The sequence below is a fragment of the Streptomyces sp. MGP-BFMKR1 genome, assembly GCF_057766585.1.
Map to the genome: position 1 here is coordinate 4,440,744 of NZ_CM173408.1, position 20,271 is coordinate 4,461,014.

Annotated in this window: 16 protein-coding genes; 7 read left to right on the forward strand and 9 right to left on the reverse strand. The window is 75.4% G+C overall.

From position 1 onward, the window contains the following. Positions 1–72 precede the first annotated feature (72 nt). On the forward strand, positions 73–816 hold the full coding sequence (locus tag AC3CHW_RS17180) for an SDR family oxidoreductase (protein ID WP_488467011.1): 744 nt from the start codon (positions 73–75) through the stop codon (positions 814–816). A gap of 62 nt (positions 817–878) precedes the next feature. On the opposite strand, the gene AC3CHW_RS17185 is transcribed toward AC3CHW_RS17180, so the two are convergent. Then, complete coding sequence (locus AC3CHW_RS17185) at positions 879–1,775, reverse strand: LysR family transcriptional regulator (RefSeq protein ID WP_488467012.1); 897 nt, start codon at positions 1,773–1,775, stop codon at positions 879–881. A gap of 156 nt (positions 1,776–1,931) precedes the next feature. After that, on the reverse strand, positions 1,932–2,099 hold the full coding sequence (locus tag AC3CHW_RS17190) for a hypothetical protein (RefSeq protein WP_187059829.1): 168 nt from the start codon (positions 2,097–2,099) through the stop codon (positions 1,932–1,934). A gap of 473 nt (positions 2,100–2,572) precedes the next feature. On the opposite strand from AC3CHW_RS17190, the gene AC3CHW_RS17195 reads away from it, so the two are divergent. From AC3CHW_RS17195 to AC3CHW_RS17205, 3 genes are all read left to right on the forward strand, one after another. After that, entirely contained in the window at positions 2,573–2,887 is a 315-nt protein-coding gene (locus AC3CHW_RS17195) for a hypothetical protein (RefSeq protein ID WP_488467013.1), read from the forward strand. 729 nt (positions 2,888–3,616) lie between these two features. Continuing rightward, complete coding sequence (locus AC3CHW_RS17200; RefSeq protein ID WP_488467014.1) at positions 3,617–4,843, forward strand: DUF1906 domain-containing protein; 1,227 nt, start codon at positions 3,617–3,619, stop codon at positions 4,841–4,843. Positions 4,844–5,183: 340 nt separating this feature from the next. Then, on the forward strand, positions 5,184–5,723 hold the full coding sequence (locus tag AC3CHW_RS17205) for a SigE family RNA polymerase sigma factor (RefSeq protein WP_488467015.1): 540 nt from the start codon (positions 5,184–5,186) through the stop codon (positions 5,721–5,723). A 108-nt stretch (positions 5,724–5,831) separates the two neighbouring features. On the opposite strand, the gene AC3CHW_RS17210 is transcribed toward AC3CHW_RS17205, so the two are convergent. Beyond that, entirely contained in the window at positions 5,832–6,164 is a 333-nt protein-coding gene (locus AC3CHW_RS17210) for a hypothetical protein (RefSeq protein WP_488467016.1), read from the reverse strand. Between the two features lie 546 nt (positions 6,165–6,710). Here AC3CHW_RS17210 and AC3CHW_RS17215 point away from each other — a divergent pair. The 3 genes from AC3CHW_RS17215 to AC3CHW_RS17225 all read left to right on the forward strand — a co-directional run bounded on the left by AC3CHW_RS17215 (position 6,711) and on the right by AC3CHW_RS17225 (position 9,601). After that, entirely contained in the window at positions 6,711–7,130 is a 420-nt protein-coding gene (locus AC3CHW_RS17215) for a helix-turn-helix domain-containing protein (protein WP_187087822.1), read from the forward strand. Positions 7,131–7,133: 3 nt separating this feature from the next. After that, positions 7,134–7,331 carry a hypothetical protein gene (locus tag AC3CHW_RS17220; protein WP_488467017.1) on the forward strand — a complete coding sequence of 66 codons (198 nt, stop codon included), beginning with the start codon at positions 7,134–7,136 and terminating at the stop codon, positions 7,329–7,331. Positions 7,332–7,948: 617 nt separating this feature from the next. Next, a complete protein-coding gene (locus tag AC3CHW_RS17225) occupies positions 7,949–9,601 on the forward strand; it encodes a long-chain fatty acid--CoA ligase (protein WP_398608264.1) in 1,653 nt (550 codons plus the stop codon). Positions 9,602–9,675: 74 nt separating this feature from the next. Here AC3CHW_RS17225 and AC3CHW_RS17230 read toward each other — a convergent pair whose 3' ends face one another. The 6 genes from AC3CHW_RS17230 to AC3CHW_RS17255 form a co-directional block, all read right to left on the reverse strand. Beyond that, positions 9,676–10,875: a polysaccharide lyase family 7 protein gene (locus tag AC3CHW_RS17230; protein ID WP_488467018.1), complete on the reverse strand. Its 1,200-nt coding sequence runs from the start codon at positions 10,873–10,875 to the stop codon at positions 9,676–9,678. 376 nt (positions 10,876–11,251) lie between these two features. Beyond that, positions 11,252–12,913: an ABC-F family ATP-binding cassette domain-containing protein gene (locus AC3CHW_RS17235; RefSeq protein ID WP_488467019.1), complete on the reverse strand. Its 1,662-nt coding sequence runs from the start codon at positions 12,911–12,913 to the stop codon at positions 11,252–11,254. A gap of 346 nt (positions 12,914–13,259) precedes the next feature. Further along, positions 13,260–14,138, reverse strand: a complete 879-nt coding sequence (locus AC3CHW_RS17240) for a class I SAM-dependent methyltransferase (RefSeq protein ID WP_488467020.1) — start codon at positions 14,136–14,138, stop codon at positions 13,260–13,262. Positions 14,139–14,190: 52 nt separating this feature from the next. Further along, positions 14,191–14,529: a VOC family protein gene (locus AC3CHW_RS17245; protein WP_387604662.1), complete on the reverse strand. Its 339-nt coding sequence runs from the start codon at positions 14,527–14,529 to the stop codon at positions 14,191–14,193. 1 nt (position 14,530) lies between these two features. After that, on the reverse strand, positions 14,531–14,710 hold the full coding sequence (locus AC3CHW_RS17250) for a ribbon-helix-helix domain-containing protein (protein WP_398608260.1): 180 nt from the start codon (positions 14,708–14,710) through the stop codon (positions 14,531–14,533). A 300-nt stretch (positions 14,711–15,010) separates the two neighbouring features. Then, positions 15,011–19,990, reverse strand: a complete 4,980-nt coding sequence (locus AC3CHW_RS17255; RefSeq protein ID WP_488467021.1) for a response regulator — start codon at positions 19,988–19,990, stop codon at positions 15,011–15,013. Positions 19,991–20,271 lie beyond the last annotated feature (281 nt).

The window sequence follows — 20,271 nt, forward strand, 5'->3', positions numbered from 1 at the left end:
GCTGCGGAATATCCGCGAGTTCGTGATGCGTGATGCGTGAGAAGAGCGGTCAGAGCGAGAAGAGGGTTGGGCATGGGGAAGTACAGCGGGAAGAACGCCGTGATCACGGGCGGCGGCAGCGGCATGGGGTTGGCGATGGCGGAGCTGCTGGTGGCGGACGGGGCGCGGGTGGTGATCACCGGCCGTTCGCGGGCCACCCTCGACGCCGCGCGGGAGCGGCTCGGCGAGAGCGCGGTGGCCGTCCGTGGCGACGTGGCCGTACTCGCCGACCTGGACGCGCTGGCCGACCGGGTGAGGGGCGAACTCGGCTCGGTCGACGCCCTGTTCGTCAACGCCGGCGTCGCGGCGCTCACGCCCTTCGCGTCGACGACCGAGGAGGCGTACGACGAACTGTTCGCCATCAACGTCAAGGGCGCCTACTTCACGGTGCAGAAGCTCGCCCCGTTGCTGAGCGCGGGCGCGGGCGTCGTCCTCACCACGTCGGTCGCCAACGTCATGGGTGTGCCGGACGCCAGTGTCTACGCGGCCGGCAAGGCGGCGTTGCGCTCGATGGCCCGCAGCCTCTCCCAGGAGTTGCTGCCGCGCGGAATCCGGGTCAACGCGGTCAGCCCCGGTCCCATCGACACGGGGGTGCTGGAGCGGGCGATGAGCGCGGAGGCCGCCGAGGAGTTCACGGCGCGGCAGGTCGCGGGCGTCCCCATGCGGCGCTTCGGCACCGTCGAAGAGGTGGCCAGGGCAGCCGCGTTCCTCGCTTTCGACGCCACGTACACCACCGGCGCCGAGTTCCCCGTGGACGGCGGCGCCACCCAGCTCTGAGCCGGCTGTCCCAGCCCCAGCCGGTAGCCGTCGGTGCTCAGTCCGTGGGCGTCAGGCGAGCGTCAGGGGGCCGGTGTGAGGGAGGCGGGACGGGGCCAGGACTCCTGGCGGAGGAGTTCGAGCAGCGCCGTCTCGGCGGGGCCCGCGGCCTGTCGGACCACGGCGATGACGGGGTGGGAGACGGGCGGGTCCACCGGGCGCACCAGGTGCGCGTGCTCGTGTGGCACCGCGGAGGCTGGGACGAGCGTCACGCCGAGGCCCTGGGCGGCCCAGCGCGCGGCCGTCGCCGTCTGGGAGACGCGGGCGGCGGTGATCGGGGTGATGTCGTTCTCCCGCGCCACGTTCACCAGCACGCCGTCGAGCGCGCTGTCGCGGTCGAACCGCACCCATGGCTCTCCCGCCAGCGCGCGCAGGTCGACCCGGTCGGCGGCGAGTCGCGGGTGCCCGGCGCCCAGCACCACGACGAACTCCTCGTCGCCGAGGTGGTGGGCGTTGGCGGGGCTGCGCTCGCACACCGCCATCAGGGCGAGGTCCAGTACGCCGCGACGCCCGAGGCGTTCCATCTCGGCGGCGCTCGGCTCCTCGAAGACGGTGACCTCAAGGCGCGGGAAGCGGCGGCGCAGGGCGCTCAGCGCGCCCGGCAACTGCCGGGTGCCGAAGCCCATCTGCACCGACACCACCAGTTCGCCCACCAGCTCGTCCGCTCCGGCCCGGGCCGTCGCCCGCGCCCGGCGCGACGCGTTGACCGCAATCTCCGCCTCCCGCAGGAACGCGCGGCCGACCACGGTCGGCACCAGGCCGGTCGGCGTGCGGGCGAACAACTCCACGCCCAGCTCCCGCTCCAGGCCGCGGATCTGCTGGGAAACCGAGGGTTGGGCCACGTTCAGCCGCTCCGCCGCCGCCGTGACCGAACCCTCTTCGGCCACGGCCAGGGCGTACTCGTACTGGCGAAGACTCATTGACTCCCGGCCTCCCGGCCTCCCGGCCTCTTTTCGCGGTCCGTCCCGTCGCGGGCTGTGCGGAGGTACGTAACCCGCGGCCGGCGGCGTAGATTCCCACGCTCGCCGTCCCGGGCGCCGGGGGGCGTACCGGGGCGCGGTGGGGCGGCGGGTCGGTCAGGCGTATCTGCGCTTGTGGTCGCCGGTGGGGAGGTAGGTGCGCAGGCACGTCGTGCAGTACCAGAGCCAGCGGTCCTCCTTGCCGGATCTGATCGCGCTCGTGTCCTTCCACAGCGGGCGGGTTCCGCAGGTGGGGCAGTGCGGGGGCCTCTGCACGGTGCTCACGTAGGTCTCCTGGGGCGCGGTCCTGGCCGCCGCCCATGGTGCGGGGCGAACCGCGGGGGCGGGGCGCGGACGCCATGGGCACTACTCGTACGGGGGAGGGGCGCGGGCCCTTGTTCGGTATCGGGGCTCGGGCGCCGGTGAGCCTCCCGGTGGGGTGGGTGTGACCGGCGTGCGCCGGGTACGCGCCGTGCGGTGGCGGCCGCGCGCGGGAGCGCTCTGGCGTGGGGGGTGGTGCGGGGCGTACGGGGAGCGGCGCGGGCGCGGGGCGAGGCGCAACGGAGCGTGATGGCGGGCCAGTTGGTGTGAGCGGGTTTAGGGGTGAAGCGTCATGCTTGCGGGGGAATCGGGGGCTGCGCAGCGTTCACGGCAGGCCCGGTGGGCAACTCTGGTCTCGCGACGTCGACACGGCGGCGAGGCGGTGGGCCCACTTCCTTGCCCGATGACCAACGCCCGTGATTCCAGGAGGAATTGACATGGCAAGCACTCGCACCGCACGCGTTCTGGCGGCCGTCGCCGCGCTCCCGTTGGCCATCGTCCTCATGGGTGGGGTGGCCCAGGCGGACAGCGGCGCCATCGCGGCCGGCCTCTCGAAGGCCGAGTCGAACGACGGCGACGCCGCGCTGATCGGTAGCGGGGCCGGGCTGAACCTCGGGAACTCGACCACGACGCAGCAGAACGCCAACGGCTCGGGGGCCACGAACAACAACAACAACGCGAGCGTCATCGGTTCGGGCCTCACCCCGATCAGCCAGCACAACACCAACGTGAGCTTCGGCCCCCTGTGGTGAGGCGGTGAGCGGGAGGTGAGCCTCGGCCGCTGGTGCGCGGCGACGAGGCCGACATGAGGTGATCGGTCGCGCGGCGGTGCCCTTCCGGGCCCGCCGCGCGACTGTTGTGCGCCCCGGGTGCCGGCCCGCCCCGAGCACCGGCCCACCGCGACCGTGGCCGTCGGCATGGGCACCGGCATCGGCGTAGGCATCGGCGTACGCGCCGTGTCGCCGGGGCGCCTGGCAGCGGGCGGGCGTCCACCCGGGCGCGCGGGCCTCGCGGCCGGGCCCGGGGCGGGCCGTAGCGAAACCGGGGCCGGGCGCGGACCCGACTGCCGGGCCCGGGCGCGCCGGAGCGCGACCCGCGCCCGAAGCCGGGCCGGGGCCGGTTGCTCGGGGCGGGGGCGGGTGTCGCCGGGGTACCACGTCCGGGCTAGGTCGGGGTCGCGATCGCGGGGGCAGACGGCTGAACGACAGGCGTGTCTGCGGGCGCCACGGTAGGGCGGTGCCTTCACTCCTTTTATGGGACAAACGTATGGCACGCGCGGGCAGGGCCCGCGGTCTTGGCGTCTGCGACGCCGTCGGCCCCTCGGGCCCCTCAGACAGCCCGTGGACGGCCGCCCGCACCGGAGCACGTGGCTGCGGCGGCTGGGACCGCCGCGGGGTCGACCGCCCTGGCTGTTGCCGCGCCAGGGGCCGCCGCCCCAGCGTCCGGGGTGGTGCCGCCGCTCCGGGCGGCTGGCCGGGGCCGTGATCGCGGTACTGACGGCGCTCGCCTCGCTGTGCGGCGTGCTGGTGGCCGGCCCGGTGTCGGTGGCGGAGGACCGTACGTACGGGCGCACGGGCGACGACTTCCTGCCCCGCACCCTGCCGACCGGCGTCGGCCCGGACCGCCCGCTGTCGGTCGACTCCCCCCTCCTGCGGACCTCGCCCGCCCGCACGGCCCAGCTCGCGCCCATGGGTGCGGAGTGGCGGGCCGCCCCCGTCCGCGTCCCGTACAAGACGCCCCCGGAGCCCCCCGCCGCGCACCGCCCGGCCACCGAGCCGAAGACGGAGCAGCCCAGGACTGACCAGCCGAAGCCCCAGCAGCCGAAGCCCCAGCAGCCGAAGCCCCAGCAGCCCAAGGCCCAGCAACCGAAGCCCCAGCAGCCCAAGGTCCAGCAGCCCACGGGGGGCAAGCCCAAGGCGCCCAAGCCGAAGGTCGACCGGCCCGCGGCGGACACGTCCAAGGCCGACGGGACCAAGGCGGGCGGGGCCAAGCGGAAGATCTTCCAGGGCTGGGCGTTCGACCGGTGCCAGGCGCCGTCGGTGAGCACCATGCGGGCCTGGCTCGCCTCGCCGTACCGTGGCGTCGGCGTCTACTTCGGGGGCCGCGGCCGACACTGCAAGAACCAGAAACACCTCAACAGGAGCTGGCTGCGCGAGACCAAGCAGATGGGCTGGAACGTCCTTCCCATCTACGTCGGCTCCCAGTCGCCCTGCGTGATCGCGAACATCAAGCGGAAGTTCACGATCGGGGGCAACGCCTGGGCACAGGGCCGACAGGAGGCCCGGGACGCGGTGAGCCAGGCGCGCAGGCTGGGCATGGCCCCGGGCAGCGCGCTCTACCTCGACATGGAGGCGTACCGCCTCGGGCAGCGCCGCTGCGCCCGCACCACGCTGGCCTTCGTGCGCTCGTGGAACCGTGAGGTGCGCCAGCAGAACTACGTGCCGGGGTTCTACAGCAGCGCCAACTCGGGCGTGCGCCACATGGAGCGGGCCCGCAAGGCGGGGGAGCGGGACCTGCCGGAGGTCATGTGGTTCGCGCGCTGGAACGTACCCCCGTCGTTGTACGGCGAGAAGTGGTTGAACCGCCGCGCCTGGCACCCGAACCGGCGTATCCACCAGTACGCGGGTGACGTCACCGAGCGGCACGGAGGCCGCCGGCTCGCCATCGACCGCAACCGCGTCGACGCCCCCGTGGCGATCATCCGCTGAGCCCGGGCCCGGCGCCCCGCCGCCGCCCTGACCACCGCGCACCGGCCCCCGCCGCCGGCGGGCGCGGCGGTCGGGCGGGGGCGGGGCGGCGGCGCGTCCGGGGCGCGGCTCATACCTGGGTCTCACGACCGGTGACGCGTCCCGGGCCCGACGGGGCAGGCGTGGCAGGCGGGGGCGCGCGGAATCCGTGGCCCACGCCCCGTGACGCAACCCTGACAGACCCTGAGAGCCCTCCGCCCGTAGGAGGTGATGCCAGCACTACCCGTACAACCAGAGGCGGACTTTCCTTCGGCACCTGCGGCCGATCCGCAGGAAGGACTCCGCTTCTAGCGTTAACGGCATGACCACGCCTGTGTGCAACAGCGCATCCACTGCTAGCACCCCCGGGTTCCCGTCGTTCACGTCCTACGTACGGGACCGCGGCCCGGTGCTGCTGCGTACCGCCCGCTCGCTGACCGCGAACCCGAGCGACGCGGAAGACCTGCTTCAGACGGCGCTCACCAAGACGTACCTGGCGTGGGAGCGAATAGAGGACCACCGCGCGCTGGACGGTTACGTGCGCCGGGCCCTGGTCAACACGCGCACGTCGCAGTGGCGCAAGCGCAAGGTGGACGAGTTCGCCTGCGAGGAGCTGCCGGAGCCCGACCTGACCCCGGCGCCCGACCCGGCCGAGCAGCAGGTGTTGCGCGACGCGATGTGGCGGGCGGTGGTGCGGCTCCCCGACCGGCAGCGCGCCATGGTCGTCCTGCGGTACTACGAGGACCTGAGCGAGGCCCAGACCGCCGAGGTGCTCGGGGTCTCGATCGGCACCGTGAAGAGCGCCGTGTCCCGCGCGCTCGGCAAGCTCCGCGAGGACCCGGAGCTGAGCCGGGCCGCGTAGCGTGATCCGGCTCCGCGCGTGGCCCGCCCAGCCGTGGTCGCCCGGGGCCGAGCCACCCGTGGCCCACGTGCGCCGGGGCGGCGGGTTTGGTCCGTACGGGTAGGGGCGTCAGACAGCCGGTCCGTACGGCGTAGCGGTGAGCGCGTGCCCGGGTGACGTGGGCGTCGTCGCGGCGTGGACCGTCACGGGCGTGCTGGTGTGCGGCGTGGGAGTCGGGGCGGAGCACCTCCGGTCGTCGACCAGGATCACGAGCGTGACCGGGTGTGGCGTGCCGCCGCTGGTGGTGGTGTGGGCGGGGGCGAGCAGCAGGGCGGCGACCGCGGGCACCAGGCCCGCGAGGTCGCGGACGATCCGTAGGGCGCTGAGCGCGGGGGCGGCGCGGAGTCGGGTGCGGAGTCCTCCGGTGCGGGGTCTGGCGGGGTGCGTGGGCTGAGTGGTCACGTCCAGTGCCTTTCCGAGATGGTGTGCGGGTCGTCCCGGGCGCGAACCGGGGCGGCTCCTTTTCCCTGTTTTCTCTGTTTCCTCTGTTGCCTCTGTGCGTGTTCGTCCCGCGTGTGCGGTCAGGCGGCGCCGCGTGCCCGGGTGGCGCGGCGCGCCACCTCGGTCGATCCGGCCGGCCAGGAGCCAACTCGACGGTCGCCGTGACCCGTTCGCGGTGCTGTCGCGGCGATCGACGGTGTGCGGCGCGCGGGACGGCACCACGGGTTCGCGCCGGTCATCCATGGCGGTCCGTCCCGACGACACCTAATTATCGTGCGTGAAAGAAAATTACCATAGACGTTCGCATGTGAAAGTTGGGGTGAGGGTGCGTCAGGAACATGTCCGGTGTTTCGGGATTGACAGCGAGGTCAGCGCGTCGCAGAATCGCATGGCCGTTCGGAACAGGCTGTTCCATAGTGATGAGTGAGGTGTGTACCGTATGGATTGAGCCGACTAGTGGCCGGAACATGGCGGGCGTGAATCTGTCACGACCGGTACATTGCATGCGTGAAAAATGTACCCACCTTTGGTGAATGGCTCCGTGACCGTCTGATCGCCCGCGGCTACGACCTCGGCCCCCGGGGAGGTGGCCGCAGCCGGTTCGCCGAGCACGCCGGCATCTCGCCTCCCACCGTCGGACGTCTGCTGCGCGGCGACCACGCCGCGGCGGACATGCGCGTCCTCGCGGCGGTCGCGGACGCGCTCGACGTCCCGTTCGTCGACGTCCTCACCCACGCGCGCGTCCTCACGGCTGACGACGTGGAAGCCATCCGGCGCCACGCCCCTACTCCCCCGACCCTCACGCCCGAACAGGCCGCCGACGGCCTCGGCATCGTCGACCCGGAACCACGCCGGGTCTTCCTCGCCACCGTCGCGGCCCTACGCCCACTCTCGGCCGCGACGGAGCGGCACCAGCAACAGGAGTAGACCGTGACTCGCACCCGCACCACGTTCCGCCTCACCACAGCCGTGCTGGCGACAGCGGTCGTCACGACCGTCGTGACGCGGACGGTTGAGCGGCGGAGGTGCGCGCGGGTCATCGTCCAGGCGGAGCGGGCCGCCTACCGGCACGGGGTACGGCACATGACGGACGGGTGCCTGGCGGCCGGATGCCTGTGCCGCGCCTGAGCGGACGGGCCCACGCCCACGCGGCCCAAGCCGCCCGCGCGCCACCCGAGCCACGTGTTTCCCGCGCCGCCCTGCGCGCCCTCGTCGCCCCACCCGCCCGCGCCGCCCCGCGCGTCACCGGAGCCACCCGCGCGCCGGAGCGTCATCCGCGACCCTCGCGCGCCCCGTGCCACCCGGCTCCCTGTGCCGCTTCCCCGCCGCAGCCGTGGCACCGGCCTGCCCGCGGCCGTAGCCCCCGCCTGCCTGCCCGCGCCCGCGCCGCCCGCGTCCCAACCCGCGCCGCCCCGACCGCTGCCACCCGTGCCCCCGGCCGCCCGTGCCCGCGCGCGTCTTCGCCAGCCCGACCGATCTCAGGCGCGCTGCCAGCCGGTGACGTAGCGGAACTCACACTTCCGCCCGCCGCCCGGCCCGCCCCGCGCCGCCGCGGCCCCGTGCCCGCTCTGTTGCCGGCCTCGCGGCCCGTGCCGGCGGTCGCCGGGGGTCGCGCGCTGCCGCGCCGGGCGTCCGAAACGGGTCCCGGCGTCGCCCCGTAGTAGTGACATCCCACCGGGTGACTGCGATATTGCAGCCCATCCCTTACTCGCGCGTAACCCTCACTCGTTTTCTGGGAGGCCCCGGTGCTGAGCACGATGCAGGACGTACCGCTGACGGTCAGTCGCTTGCTGCGGCACGGCTCGGTGGTGCACGGCGACTCGCAGGTCATCACCTGGACCGGGGACGCGGCGCCCGAGCGGCGGACGTTCGCCGAGATCGGCCGGCGCTGCGCGCGGCTCGCGCACGCGCTCCGCGACGAGCTGGGGGTACGGGGCGACCAGCGCGTGGGAACCCTCATGTGGAACAACAGCGACCACATGGAGGCGTACCTCGCCGTCCCGTCCATGGGCGCCGTCCTGCACACGTTGAACCTGCGCCTCCCCGCCGACCAGCTCACCTGGATCGTGAACCACGCGGCGGACCGGGTCCTGATCGTCAACGGTTCGCTGTTGCCGCTGCTCGCGCCGCTGTTGCCGCACCTGCCGACCGTGGAGCACGTGGTGGTGGCCGGGCCCGGCGACCGGTCGGTGCTCGCGGACGCGCGACCGCAGGTGCACGAGTACGAGGAGTTGCTGGCCGGGCGGGAGACCGGCTTCGACTGGCCGGAGCTGGACGAGCGCGAGGCCGCGGTGCTCTGCTACACCTCCGGGACGACGGGTGACCCCAAGGGCGTCGCGTACAGCCACCGGTCCATCTACCTGCACGCCATGCAGGTCAACAACGCCGAGGCGTTCGCGATGACGGTCGCGGACACCATGTTGCCCGTGGTGCCGATGTTCCACGTGAACGCGTGGGGGTTGCCGCACGCCGCGTTCATGGCCGGCACCACGCTCCTGATGCCGGACCGGTTCCTCCAGCCCGCGCCGCTCGCCGAGATGATCGAGGCCGAGCGCCCCACGCTGGCCGCCGCCGTGCCCACCATCTGGCAGGGGCTGCTGGCCGAGCTGGACGCGCGGAAGCGGGACGTGGCCTCGCTGCGCAGCGTCATCATCGGCGGCGCCGCCTGCCCGCCGTCCCTCATGCGGGCGTTCTGGGACCGGCACGCGATCCGCGTCCTGCACGCCTGGGGCATGACCGAGACCTCGCCGCTCGGCTGCATCGCCCACCCGCCGAAGGGCCTGTCCGAGGAGGAGGAGTGGGCCTACCGGCAGACGCAGGGGCGCTTCCCGGCCTCGGTGGAGGCCCGGCTCGCCGGCGCGGACGGCACGTTCCAGCCGTGGGACGGGAAGTCGACGGGCGAGCTCGAGGTGCGCGGGCCGTGGATCGCGGCGGCGTACTACGGGGGCGCGGCCGGGGTGCCGCTGCGCCCGGAGGACAAGTTCAGCCCGGACGGCTGGCTGCGCACCGGTGACGTCGGCACCATCACGCCGGACGGCTACCTCACGCTGACCGACCGGGCCAAGGACGTCATCAAGTCGGGCGGCGAGTGGATCTCCTCGGTGGAGCTGGAGAACCACCTGATGGCGCACCCGGAGGTGGCGGAGGCGGCCGTGGTGGCGGTGCCGGACGAGAAGTGGGGCGAGCGCCCGCTGGCGACGGTGGTGCTCAGGGAGGGTGCCGGCGTGGACTACGCGGAGCTGCGGGCCTTCCTCGCCGAGCGCGTCGCGCGCTGGCAGTTGCCCGAGCGCTGGGCGCTGGTGCCCGCGGTGCCCAAGACGAGCGTGGGCAAGTTCGACAAGAAGGTGATCCGCAGGCAGTACGCGGACGGCGAGTTGGACGTGCGCCAGCTCGGCTGACGACGCCGGGGGCGGGGACGCGGGCGGTGCTCCGCCCGCGTCCCCGCCCCCGTTCCCGCTCGCCCCGTTCCCGCTCAGTCGTGGCGCACGGTCAGGTGGTGGATGTTGGTCTCGCCGTAGTTGCTGGAGCTGCACGGCTTGGAGTTGCCGCAGTGCGCCTGCGTGTAGGCGCCGGCCTTGAAGTAGTTGCCGGAGCCGGAGTGCGAGATCGTGGTCTGCAACTCGCCGTTGTAGTAGACCTTGACCTTGCCGCCCCCGGCCACGAACTTGGCCTCGAAGACCGTGCCGAGCTGGTAGTTGTCGTCGACCAGCTTGTGGTGCGTGGTGTCCTCCTTGGTGACGTAGAGCTTCTTGCCCTCCAGGCGGAAGACGGTGAGGTCGTCGTCCCCGCCGTGGATCTGGGCGCCGACCACGTACGGACGCTCGTTGGGCAGGTGGGTGAACGCCTCGCGGACGGTCATCGTGTGGGTGCCCGACGTCGTGGACCAGCTCGCCTTGTCCTTGCCGCCGTTCTTCATCTCGCGCAGCTCGGAGCGGGGGTTCTTGGACCCGCTGGTGGTGACCCCGTTGACCGGCGCGCGGAACTGCACGGCCTTGCCGCCCGGCGCGACCTTGAAGTACGGGTCGTGGGAGTAGCGGGCCAGCTCCGGCTGGGTGATCTCGGTGGGGCGCTCGTCCTCGCCGATGGGCAGGGTCTGCTTCCAGTTGGTGAGGTCGAGCACGTCCGCCGGCACCCGGGCGTCGCCGTCGCCGTCGGAGGTGCCGCCCCAGACCTGCACCTCGGTCAGGCTGTTCCAGGTGCCGGTGGAGCCGTCCTCGCCCGCGTACCCGTGGCCCACGTAACGGATCCTGGACGTCTCGACGGGGCGGATCGTGAACGACTCCAGGCCCGTGCCGGTGCCGCTGCTGCTGCCGTCGAAGGCGGTGGACCAGGAGGAGCCGGTCCAGTACTGGAGCTGGAACCGGTTGCGGCGGCTGTCGCCCCGGTAGGTGGCCAGCTTGACCTGGCTCACGGTCCTGGCGGCGCCGAGGTCGAGTTGGAGCCAGGCCCCGTCGCCCTCGCCCGACCAGCGGGTGTCGAAGTCGTCGTCCACGACGTTGGCGGGCGCGTTGTCGTCGCTCGTGCTCGCGGTGACCGCGCCGGCGCCTGGGGTGAGTTCGGCCTCGGCGGCGCGCGCGGCGCTCGGCGCGGCGGTGAGCGCGGCGAGCGAGGCGGCGAGGGCCGTGGCGACGGCCAGCGCCGTACGGCATCGCGGCGTGAAGGTATCGGCCATGGGGAACTGTTCCTCTTCCTCGTCGGGATCGTCCTGTGTCCCCCGCGCCGGTGGGCGGCGGGGTACGGCCGGGCGCTGCGGAGGCCACGGGGACCGTCGCGCCTCCCCTCGCGACCGGCACCCACCGACCGAGCCGCCCCCCGACCCCCGTGCGGTGGGCGACACGGTGGGCGATACGGCGAGCGGTGCGGTGGGCGACGCCGGATCGTCGGCGCTCCCCGTGGCTTCCGGCTCCATCCCAGGCCGGCGCGGGTTGTTCAGCAAGCCGCCGCGGGCTCGGTGAACAATCCCGCCCCCGGCCCGCCGCCGGCCCGTCCCCGGCCCCGGCGCCCCGCCATGCGCCAGGCCACCGGCCGGGGGCGGCGTACGGGGCCCGCTACGGGCGCGGGCCCGTGGCCGACAGCGGGAGCCGGTGCGGCGTCAGGGCCAGGTGCGGCCAGGAGCTGACGTCGCGTTGGAGCTGGCGGTCGTGGGTGGCCAGGACGACGGCCGCGGCGGTGGCCCGCAGCGCCTCGGTGAGTTCGTCGACCAGGGCGATGGACAGGTGGTTGGTGGGCTCGTCGAGCAGCAGGACGTGCGGCCGGGACGCGAGGGCCAGCGCGAGGTCGAGGCGCCGCTGTTGGCCCATCGACAACTCGGCCACCGGCCTGTTCGCGTCCCGCGCGCCGAGCAGCCCGAGCGCGCCGAGCCCGACGATCTCGCCCGCCGCCAGGACGCCGGCGCTGACCAGCCGCGCGGTGTGCGCCTCGTACAGTTCGCGGGCCCGCTCGCCGGTGGCGCGCGGCGACTCCTGCCCGAGCAGGTGGAGGCGTACGCCGTGCGGCCGGTGCACCCGGCCGGCGTCGGGGGCGAGTTCGCCGGCCAGTACGGCCAGGAGCGTGGACTTGCCCGCGCCGTTGGGGCCGCTGACGGCCAGCCGGTCGCCCGACTCCAGGGCCAGGCTGACCGGCCGGTGCAGCCGCCCGGCCACGGCCACCTCGTCCGCGCGCAGCAGCACGACGCCGGGGCGGGCCGGCAGTTCGGGCAGCGCCAGGTGGCGGGGCGGCACCGGCGCGGTGACCCGGTGTCGGGCCAGGTCGTCCTGGCGCCGGTGCACGGCGCGGGCCAGCGCGCCGGCGCGGGTGGCGCGCTGGTGTTTGCCGGTGCCCTTGTCGGGGCGCCAACCGGTGCTGAGCCGGTTCTGCGCCTCGGACAGCGCCTGCGCGAGCCGCACGTGCTCGGCCTGCTGCTGCTCGTACTCCGCCGCCCAGCGGGCCCGTTCGGCCGCGCGGCCCTCCCGGTACCCGTCGTACCCGCCGCCGTAGACGCGCGGCCGGCCGTCCCGGGTGGGGTCGAGGTCGAGCACGTGGGTGGCCACGTCCGCGAGCAGCGCCCGGTCGTGGCTGACCACGACGGAGCCGCCGGCGTGCGCGCGCAGCCGCTCGGTGAGGAAGTGGAGCCCGGCGAGGTCGAGGTGGTTGGTCGGCTCGTCCAGGAGCAGGAAGTCGTCGTCGGCGCCGAGCAGGCAGGCCAGCCGGACCCGGTAGCGCTGGCCGATGGAGAGCGTGTCGAGCGGGCGGGCGCGGTCGCTGACCGCGCCGAGGCCGGCGAGCGCCACGTCGACCCGGCGGTCGGCGTCCCAGGCGTCCAGCGCCTGCGCCGCCTCCAGGGCGTTCGCGTACGCCGCGTCGGCGCCGGGCCGGCCGGCGGCCAGGGCGGCAGCGGCGGCGTCGAGGTCGCGTACGGCGGCGCGGGCGTCGGAGAGGTGTTCGTCGATGAAGTCGCCGACGGTGCGCCCGTCGTCGGCGGGCATCTGCTGTTCGGCCAGCGCGAGGGTCCCCACGCGGTGCACGGTCCCCGCGTCCGGCACCAGGGCGCCGGCCAGGACGTGCAGCAGGGTGGACTTGCCGCGGCCGTTCTCGCCGACGACGCCCCAGCGCGCCCCTGGCGAGACCTGGAGGTCGAGGTGGCGCAGCACGGTGCGGCCACCGCGCGCGACGTGGACGTCGGCGCACGTCAACTGGGCCCGGTCGCGGGCTGGCAAGGCAAGGGTGGGCATGGTGTTCTTCCTCCGGAAACGGGCGCACGGCACCCGCGTACGGGAGGGGAGGCCACCCGCGTACGAGGGGAGTGACCAGCCGCGTACGAGCGGGGTGTGTGCGCCTTCGGGCTGACGGGCGGCCCGGCCCGGAACGGGCGGGGGCCGTGGACGACGTCACGGCTCTCGGCGCGCCCACCACGAGGGGGCGGCGGAGCCGGTGGCCCGATCAGAGGAAGAACAGATACTGCATACGAAGCAGGCTAACAGCCGGTGCACCGCCCGGCCCGTGGATTTTTCGCCGCCGGACCCGTGGGACGCCAGACCGCCGGACCGTGAGGCGTCAGACGCTGGCCCCCGTGGGGCGTCAGACGCTGGCCAGCAGGAAGTCCTCCCCGCTGGAGGGGCGCAGGCCGTCGGTCCGGTCGGCGGAGTAGCGGTCCGCCAGCGCGGCCCCGGGCAGGTGGCGGACGTGACGGAAGCCGGCGTCGCGGGCCAGGGCCAGCATCTCGTCCGGGGCGTAGAACCCGATGAACGGCGTCCCGGCCGCGCGCGCCCTGACCTTGGTCGCCTCCAGCATGGCGCGGTCGGCGGGGTTGATCAGCTCGGCCGGCAGCAGGAACGTCATCGCGAGCGTCGAGCCGGGGGCCAGCCGGGCGAGCCGGCGCAGGGTGTCGGCGGTGGCCTCCTTCGTGAGGTACAGCGTGACCCCGGTGCAGGCCACGACCGCCGGCCGGGCTCGGTCGAAACCGGCGTCGGCGAGCCGCTCCCACCAGTCCTCGCCCGCCTCGAAGTCCACCGGCACCAGGTGCGGCCCGTCGGGTGGCCCGTCGTGCGCCGCGTCGGCCGTCGGGTAGCCCAGCTCCGCCAAGCGCCGGCGCTTCCACTCCTGGGTGGCCGGCTGGTCGATCTCGAAGACCCGCACCCCGGCGGCGGCCTGCGACCTGCGCTGGGCGAAGCTGTCGAGCCCGGCGCCCAGCACGACGTACTGGTCGACCCCGTGGCCCGCCCGCTCGGCGACCAGGTCCTCGACGAAGCGCGCGCGGGCCACGATGGCCGCCCGCGCGCCGCCGCTGGCCAGCGGGTCCATGTCCGGCCGCCGCCGCCAGTTTGCGCCGGGCCCGGCCAGCCGCAGCCCGACCTCATCCCGGAGCACGTGCGGTGGCGGGTCCACCCGTACGTGCAGGGCCCGCCACAGGGCCACCCGCACCGCCGTGTGGTCCGGCACGCTCTTGTCCTCGTCCACGCTGACCCGCTCCCTCCGCTGTCCGGTGCCCACGCCGGTGGTCGCGCTGGCGCTACGCCGGAGCCTGGAGGCTCCACAGCCGCCCGTCGGGGTCGCGGACGGTCATCTCGGCGGTCCCGTAGTGCGTCTTCTCGAACGGCGTGACCACCTCGACGTCGGCGTCCAGGTCGAGCGCCCGCGCGTCGGCCACCTTCAACACGATCCGGGTACGCGGCTCCCGGTCCTCGGGAACCTCGGCGATGAAGACGTACGGCCCGTCGCCGTTGCGGAGCTGACCCGACTGGTGGTCCGTCGCGAACTCCAGCTCGTACCCCATCGACTGCCAGAACCTCGCCGCCTTCCCCCAGTTGTGCGTCTCCAGGAACACGGCCTCGATCCCCTCGGTCGCCATCTCAGCTCTCCTTGTCAGACGGTTGCTGTCGCTGCCCGTGGGTGTCGTCGAGGTAGGCGCGTAGCGCGTCCGTGACCACGGCCGACAGGGACTGACCCGTCTCGATGGCGTGGTGCTTCACCTGCTTGATCAGCCCGACCGGCACGTACACGTTGAACTGCTTGACCTCTTCGTCACTCACGGCAGCGATGCTAGCAAGCTAGTGGGCTATGTTTCTAGGGGCGAATGCGGGTCGCGGGGAAGCGCGCGGTGGGTGCGGCCGTGGGCGTGCGGTGAGGGCGTGCGGCGGCCGGGTGGGGGGCGTCGGGCGCGGGCGCGCGGGCGTACGAGCGAGCGGGCGCGGGCGTACGGGCACGCGGGCGCACGGGCGATGGCGGCGCGGGCGTACGGGCCTACGGCGGCGTGGGCCGGCGCCGGAGGGGGCGCCGGCCGAACGGACGCCCGACGAGCGGGCGCCCGCCGGGGTGGGGCCGGGTCGGCGCTAGTTCGTGCCGATCTTGGCGAGGAGGTCCACGATGCGGCCCTGCACCTCGGGGCTGGTCGAGCGTTCGGCGAGGAAGAGCACGGTCTCGCCGGAGGTGAGCCGGGAGAGTTGGCCGGGGTCGATGTCGGCGGAGGTGTAGACGACGAGCGGGGTGCGGTTGAGCAGCCCGTTGCCACGGAGCCAGTCCACGATGCCGGCGCGCCGACGACGTACCTGCATGAGGTCCATGACCACGAGGTTGGGCCGGGTCTGGGCGGCGAGGTTGACCGCCTCGGCGTCCGTGTTCGCGCGGGCCACCTGCATGCCGCGCCGCTGCAACGTCTCCGACAGCGCGCCCGCGATCGGCTCGTGCTCCTCGATCAGCAGCACCCGTGGCGGGTGCTGCTCGCTGTCGCGCGGGGCCAGCGCCTTGAGCAGCACGGCCGGGTCGGCGCCGTACGCCGCCTCCCGCGTCGCCTGCCCGAGTCCGGCCGTCACCAGCACCGGGACCTCGGCCGCCACCGCCGCCGTGCGCAGCGACTGGAGCGCCGTGCGCGTGATCGGGCCGGTCAGCGGGTCCACGAACAGCGCCGCGGGGTAGGCGGCGATCTGCGCGTCGACCTCCTCGCGCGAGTGCACGATCACCGGCCGGTAGCCCCGGTCGCTCAGCGCCTGCTGCGTGGACATGTCGGGGGCCGGCCAGACCAGCAGCCGGCGCGGGTTGTCCAGCGGCTCGGGCGGCAACTCGTCGTCCATCGGCGGGCGGTGGTCGTCCACGACCTCGACCGCGCCGTTGGGCCCGTCCAGCGGCTCGGGGCCCTCGGCGCCCTCGTCCGGCGCGCCTATGGCGAACGCCCGCCCGGCGCCGGAGGCCAGCCGCTGCTGCGGCGGCTGCTGGCCGGGGTGGTGCGGGGCGGCCTGCGGCATCGGCTGCTGCGCGCGGTGCGGCGGCTGCGCCAGGCCGGGCAGCGCCGCGCCGTCCGGCCGGCCCGTCCCCGTCGGCTCACCGTCCCGGCCCTGACCCGCGGCATCGGGGCCGGCTTCGGGCCCGTTCGGGTCCGGGTACCCCGCGTCGGGGCGCGCCGCCAGCTTGCGGCGCCGACCCGAACCGGCCGCCCCGCCCGCGGGCGGCTGGCCCGCCCCGTGCGGGGGCTGGCCACCCTGCGCGGGGTGGTGCGGCTGCTGGGGTGGGGCCGTCGGGTCGGGGATGGCCTGCGCGAAGGGCATGCCCTGGCCGAGCGTGCGCACGCTGATCGGGCGGCCCTGCGTGTCGTGCGAGGGCTCACCTCGGTGCGGGTCGCCCCGGTGCGGGTCGCCGTGCTGGGGCTCGCCGCGCTGCGGGCCGGTGCCGGGCAGCGCGGGTCGGCCGCCCCACGGGTCGGCGGCGCGCGCCGCGTCACCGCCCGTGGCGGCCTGCCCGGCGCCGCTCGGGTCGCCGAGCGGGCGCCGCCCGGTCGGCGGCTGCTCACCGGGCCGGCCGCCCTGCGACCGGACATCGGGCTGACCGGGCTGACCGGGCTGACCGGGTTGTCCGGGCTGACCCGCATGGCCGAGGTGGCCGGGGTGCCCGGGCTGGCCGTCGTGCCCGTCGGTGCCGGGGCGCGGCTGTTCGTCCGCGAGCGGGCGCCGCGCGCGCCGCTGCCCCTGACCCTGCTGGCCGGGCCCGTGCTGGCCCGCGCCCTGCGGCGGTCGCTGGGCCTGCTGTCCCGGCGGGCCCTGGTCGTACGGCCCGTTGCCGACGGTCGCGCCGGGCCGCTGTCGCTGCGCCTCGGGGTCGTGCGGCCCGGCCCACGGGGGCACGGCCTCGGCGCGCGGTTCCGGAACGCCGGGCGGCCACGGCGCGCCCGCCGCGCCGGCGCCGCCGGCCTGGCCCGGCCCGCCCTGCGCGGCGGGGCCGGTCGCGCCGTACGCGGACTGCGCGGGCACCATGCCGACCGGGCCGAGGCCCTGCGGCGGCGTGCCCTGGCCTCCCGCGTCCTGCTGGTCGGCCGCCGCCGGCGGCAGCGCGAACGGCACCCGCCCGGCCGCCACCTCGTGCGCCTGCTGCTGCGCCATCGGCTGTTGCCCGGAGCCCGCCCGCTGGCCCGGTCCCCGCGGCGGGCCCTGGTCCGGGCCCTGCGGGTGTGCCTGCTGCGGTACGGAGTGCTCGGCCGCCTCGCCGAGCGCTCGACGCGCCCGCCGCCGCCCCGTGCCCTGCGACCCGTCGCCCTGTGCCGCCTCGCCCTGCCGCGACCCGTCGCCCGGCTGCTGCGGGTCCATCGCCGCCGCCGGCCCACCACTGGGCGCGGCGGCCCAACCCCCGGAGCGCGGGTCCGCCCCGGCCTGGCCCGGCCCCTGCTCCGTACGTCCCGTCTCGGGGTTCGCCGGGCGCCCGCCCGGTCGGCCCGCCGCGCCGAGGAGCGCGGCCGGCTCCAGGCCGCCCGGCCCCTGCGGCCCGCCCCGCGCGTCGCTCGCGGCGGGCGGCAGCGCCAACGCGCCGCCCTGAGCAGTACCGCCCTGACCTGTACCGCCCTGACCAGTACCGGCCGCCAACTGCTCGGGCCGCCGCCCCGGTTGGCCCGCGTGCCCGGCCTGGTTCGCCTGCCCCGCCTGGCCCGCCGCGTCGGCCTGGCCCGGCTGGCCCGCTTGTTCGTGCCGGCCGGCGTGCGCGCCGCGCCGCCCGTCGGCGCCACCGCCCGGCTGACCCGGCTGGCCCGGGCCGCCCGGCTGGCCCTGCGCCGGCACGGCGAGCTGGCCGCCGTGTCGCGGGTCGGACCGCTGGCCCGGGCCCGGGGCGGCGGCGTCCGCTTCGCCGCCCTGCGGGCCGCGCCTGGCCCGCCGCCCGGTGGGGGCGGGTCCGCCGGCCGGCAGGCCCTGCGCGGGCACCGGCCGGGCGTCGCCGGCGCGCGGCCCGTCGTCGGGGCCGGCCGGCCCCTCGACGGCGCCCATCTTCCCGGGTTCGCCCGGCGCCTGGCCCGTACCGCCGTCGCCGCGCGCGTGCCGGTTCGCCCGGCGCCGCTGACCGCTGCTGGCCTCGTCCGTCGCCGCCGGCCCGGCCGCGCCCCGCGCGCCCGGCCCCACCGGAATGCCGGGCCCGACCGGGATGCCGCCCGCGCCGGCCTCGCCACCCTGGCCAGCGGGCTGCTCCTCGGCGGGGTCACGGCGCGCGCGCCGGCGCCCCGTGGGCCGCTGCCGCGCGCCCGCATCGGCGTCGGCGCCACCGTCGTCACCATCACCACTCCCGGCCGCGCCCGGCGCGCCGCCCGGCGTTCCCTGGCCCGCCGCCTCGCCCTCGCCGCCCGCGCGACGCGCCCGACGCCCGGACGACGGCGCGCCACCGGCGGCGTCGGCACCCCCGGCGACGCCCGCGGCCCGCGCGCCGTCCGTACCGCGCGCCGGCTCCTTGGGCACCGGCATCACGGTGGTGGAGTTCTCCTGGTCCACGGGGACGCGCACCGCGCCCGTGCTGTCGTCGGTGTCCGCCCGCCCGCTGGTCAGCGGCTTGCCGTCGGCGGAGACCGGCACTTCGAGCACGTACGCGCTGCCGCCCATGCCCGGCATCTCGTGCGTCTGCAACACGCCGCCGTGCTTGCGGACGATGCCGCGCACGATCGGCTCGTGCACCGGGTCGCCACCCGGGTGCGGGCCGCGCACCTCGATCCGTACGACATCGCCGCGCTGCGCCGCCGCCACCACGATCGTCGAGTCGCCGGGCGCGGCGGCCGGCTGGGGCGCGCCCCCCGGCGCGCCGTGCGCCCCCGGGTCCCGCACCGCCGCCCCCCCGATCGCCAGCGCGTTGCCGGTCGCGTCCAGCCCGGCCACGTCCGCGATCAGATGGGCGAGCGCCTGCGCCAGCCGTACGGGGTCCACCTCGGCCTCGATGGGCGGCGCGTGCACCGCGAACTGCGCCCGGCCCGGGCCGATGAGTTCGATCGCGCCCTCGACGCCGGCGGCCACCACCGCGTCCAGCGACACCGTCTCGCGCGCGAGCCGCTCCTTGCCGGCCGCGAGCCGCTGGTAGCTGAGGACGTTGTCGACCAACGTCGTCATGCGCGCGTAGCCCGCGGCGAGGTAGTGCAGCACCTGGTTGGCCTCGGGCCACAACTGCCCGGCCGGGTCGGCGGCGAGCCCGCCCAGCTCACCGCGCAGCTCGGCCAACGGCCCGCGCAGCGAGACGTCGAGCACGGCGAGGAGCTGCGCGTGCCGCGCGGCCAGCGCGTCGTACGAGCGCCGGTCGGTGAACGTCATCACCGCGCCCACCAACTGCTCGCCGTCCCGCACCGGCGCCGTCGTCAGGTCCACCGGCACCGCCCGGCCGTCCTTGGCCCACAGCACCTGCCCCCGCACCCGGTGCTTGCGGCCCGAGCGCAACGTGTCGGCGAGCGGCGTCTCCTCGTACGGCAACGGCGTGCCGTCCGCGCGCGTGTGCTGGACCAGCGGGTGCAACTCCTGCCCGCCGAGGTCGCTGGCCCGGTAGCCGAGGATCTGCGCGGCCGACGGGTTGACGAGGACGACCTTGCCCTCGATGTCCACGCCCACCACGCCCTCGGCCGCGGCCCGCAGGATCATCTCGGTCTGCCGCTGCTGCCGGGCGAGTTCGGCCTCGGTGTCCAGCGTGCCGGTCAGGTCGCGCACGACGAGCATGAGCAGCTCGTCACCGGTGTAGCTGTGGTGGTCCACGTACGGGGTGCGGCCGTCCTCCAGGTTGGCGCTGGTCACCTCGACCGGGAACTGGATGCCGTCGGTCCGCCGCGCGATCATGCGGGTCGGCTTCGTCCGGACGCCCTCGACCTCGCCGCTCGGCCGCATCGAACCGGGGATGCGCTTGGAGTCGAAGGACGGCAACAGGTCGAGCAACCCCCGCCCGACCAGCGCCGTTCCCGGCGCCTCGAAGGTCTCCAGGGCGATGTGGTTGGCGTTGACGACGGTGCCGTTGGCGTTGACGAGCAACAGGGCGTCGGGCAGCGCGTCGAGTATCGCCGCGAGGCGAGCAGCGCCTCGCGATGGCCTGCTGCTCACGACGACGCTTCCTCCCAGATCTACGCTCCGTGCGGACACCCGGCGCCATCCTGCCGCCCGTCCCGCTGGTGTCACTAGGGGAGGAGTCTACGGGCAGGTGCCCTCGACGCGGCGGCGGATGAGCGTGAGCCGCGACGCGCGTGGCGCACCCTGGGGCAAACCTCGCCGGGCCCCACGCTCGCCCCCGAACCAGGACCAGCCCGACCTCCCCACACCCCCCTCCATCCCGCGCCGACCGCGTCCCCCGGCCCCGTACGCGGCCGGAATCAGGGCGACACGCG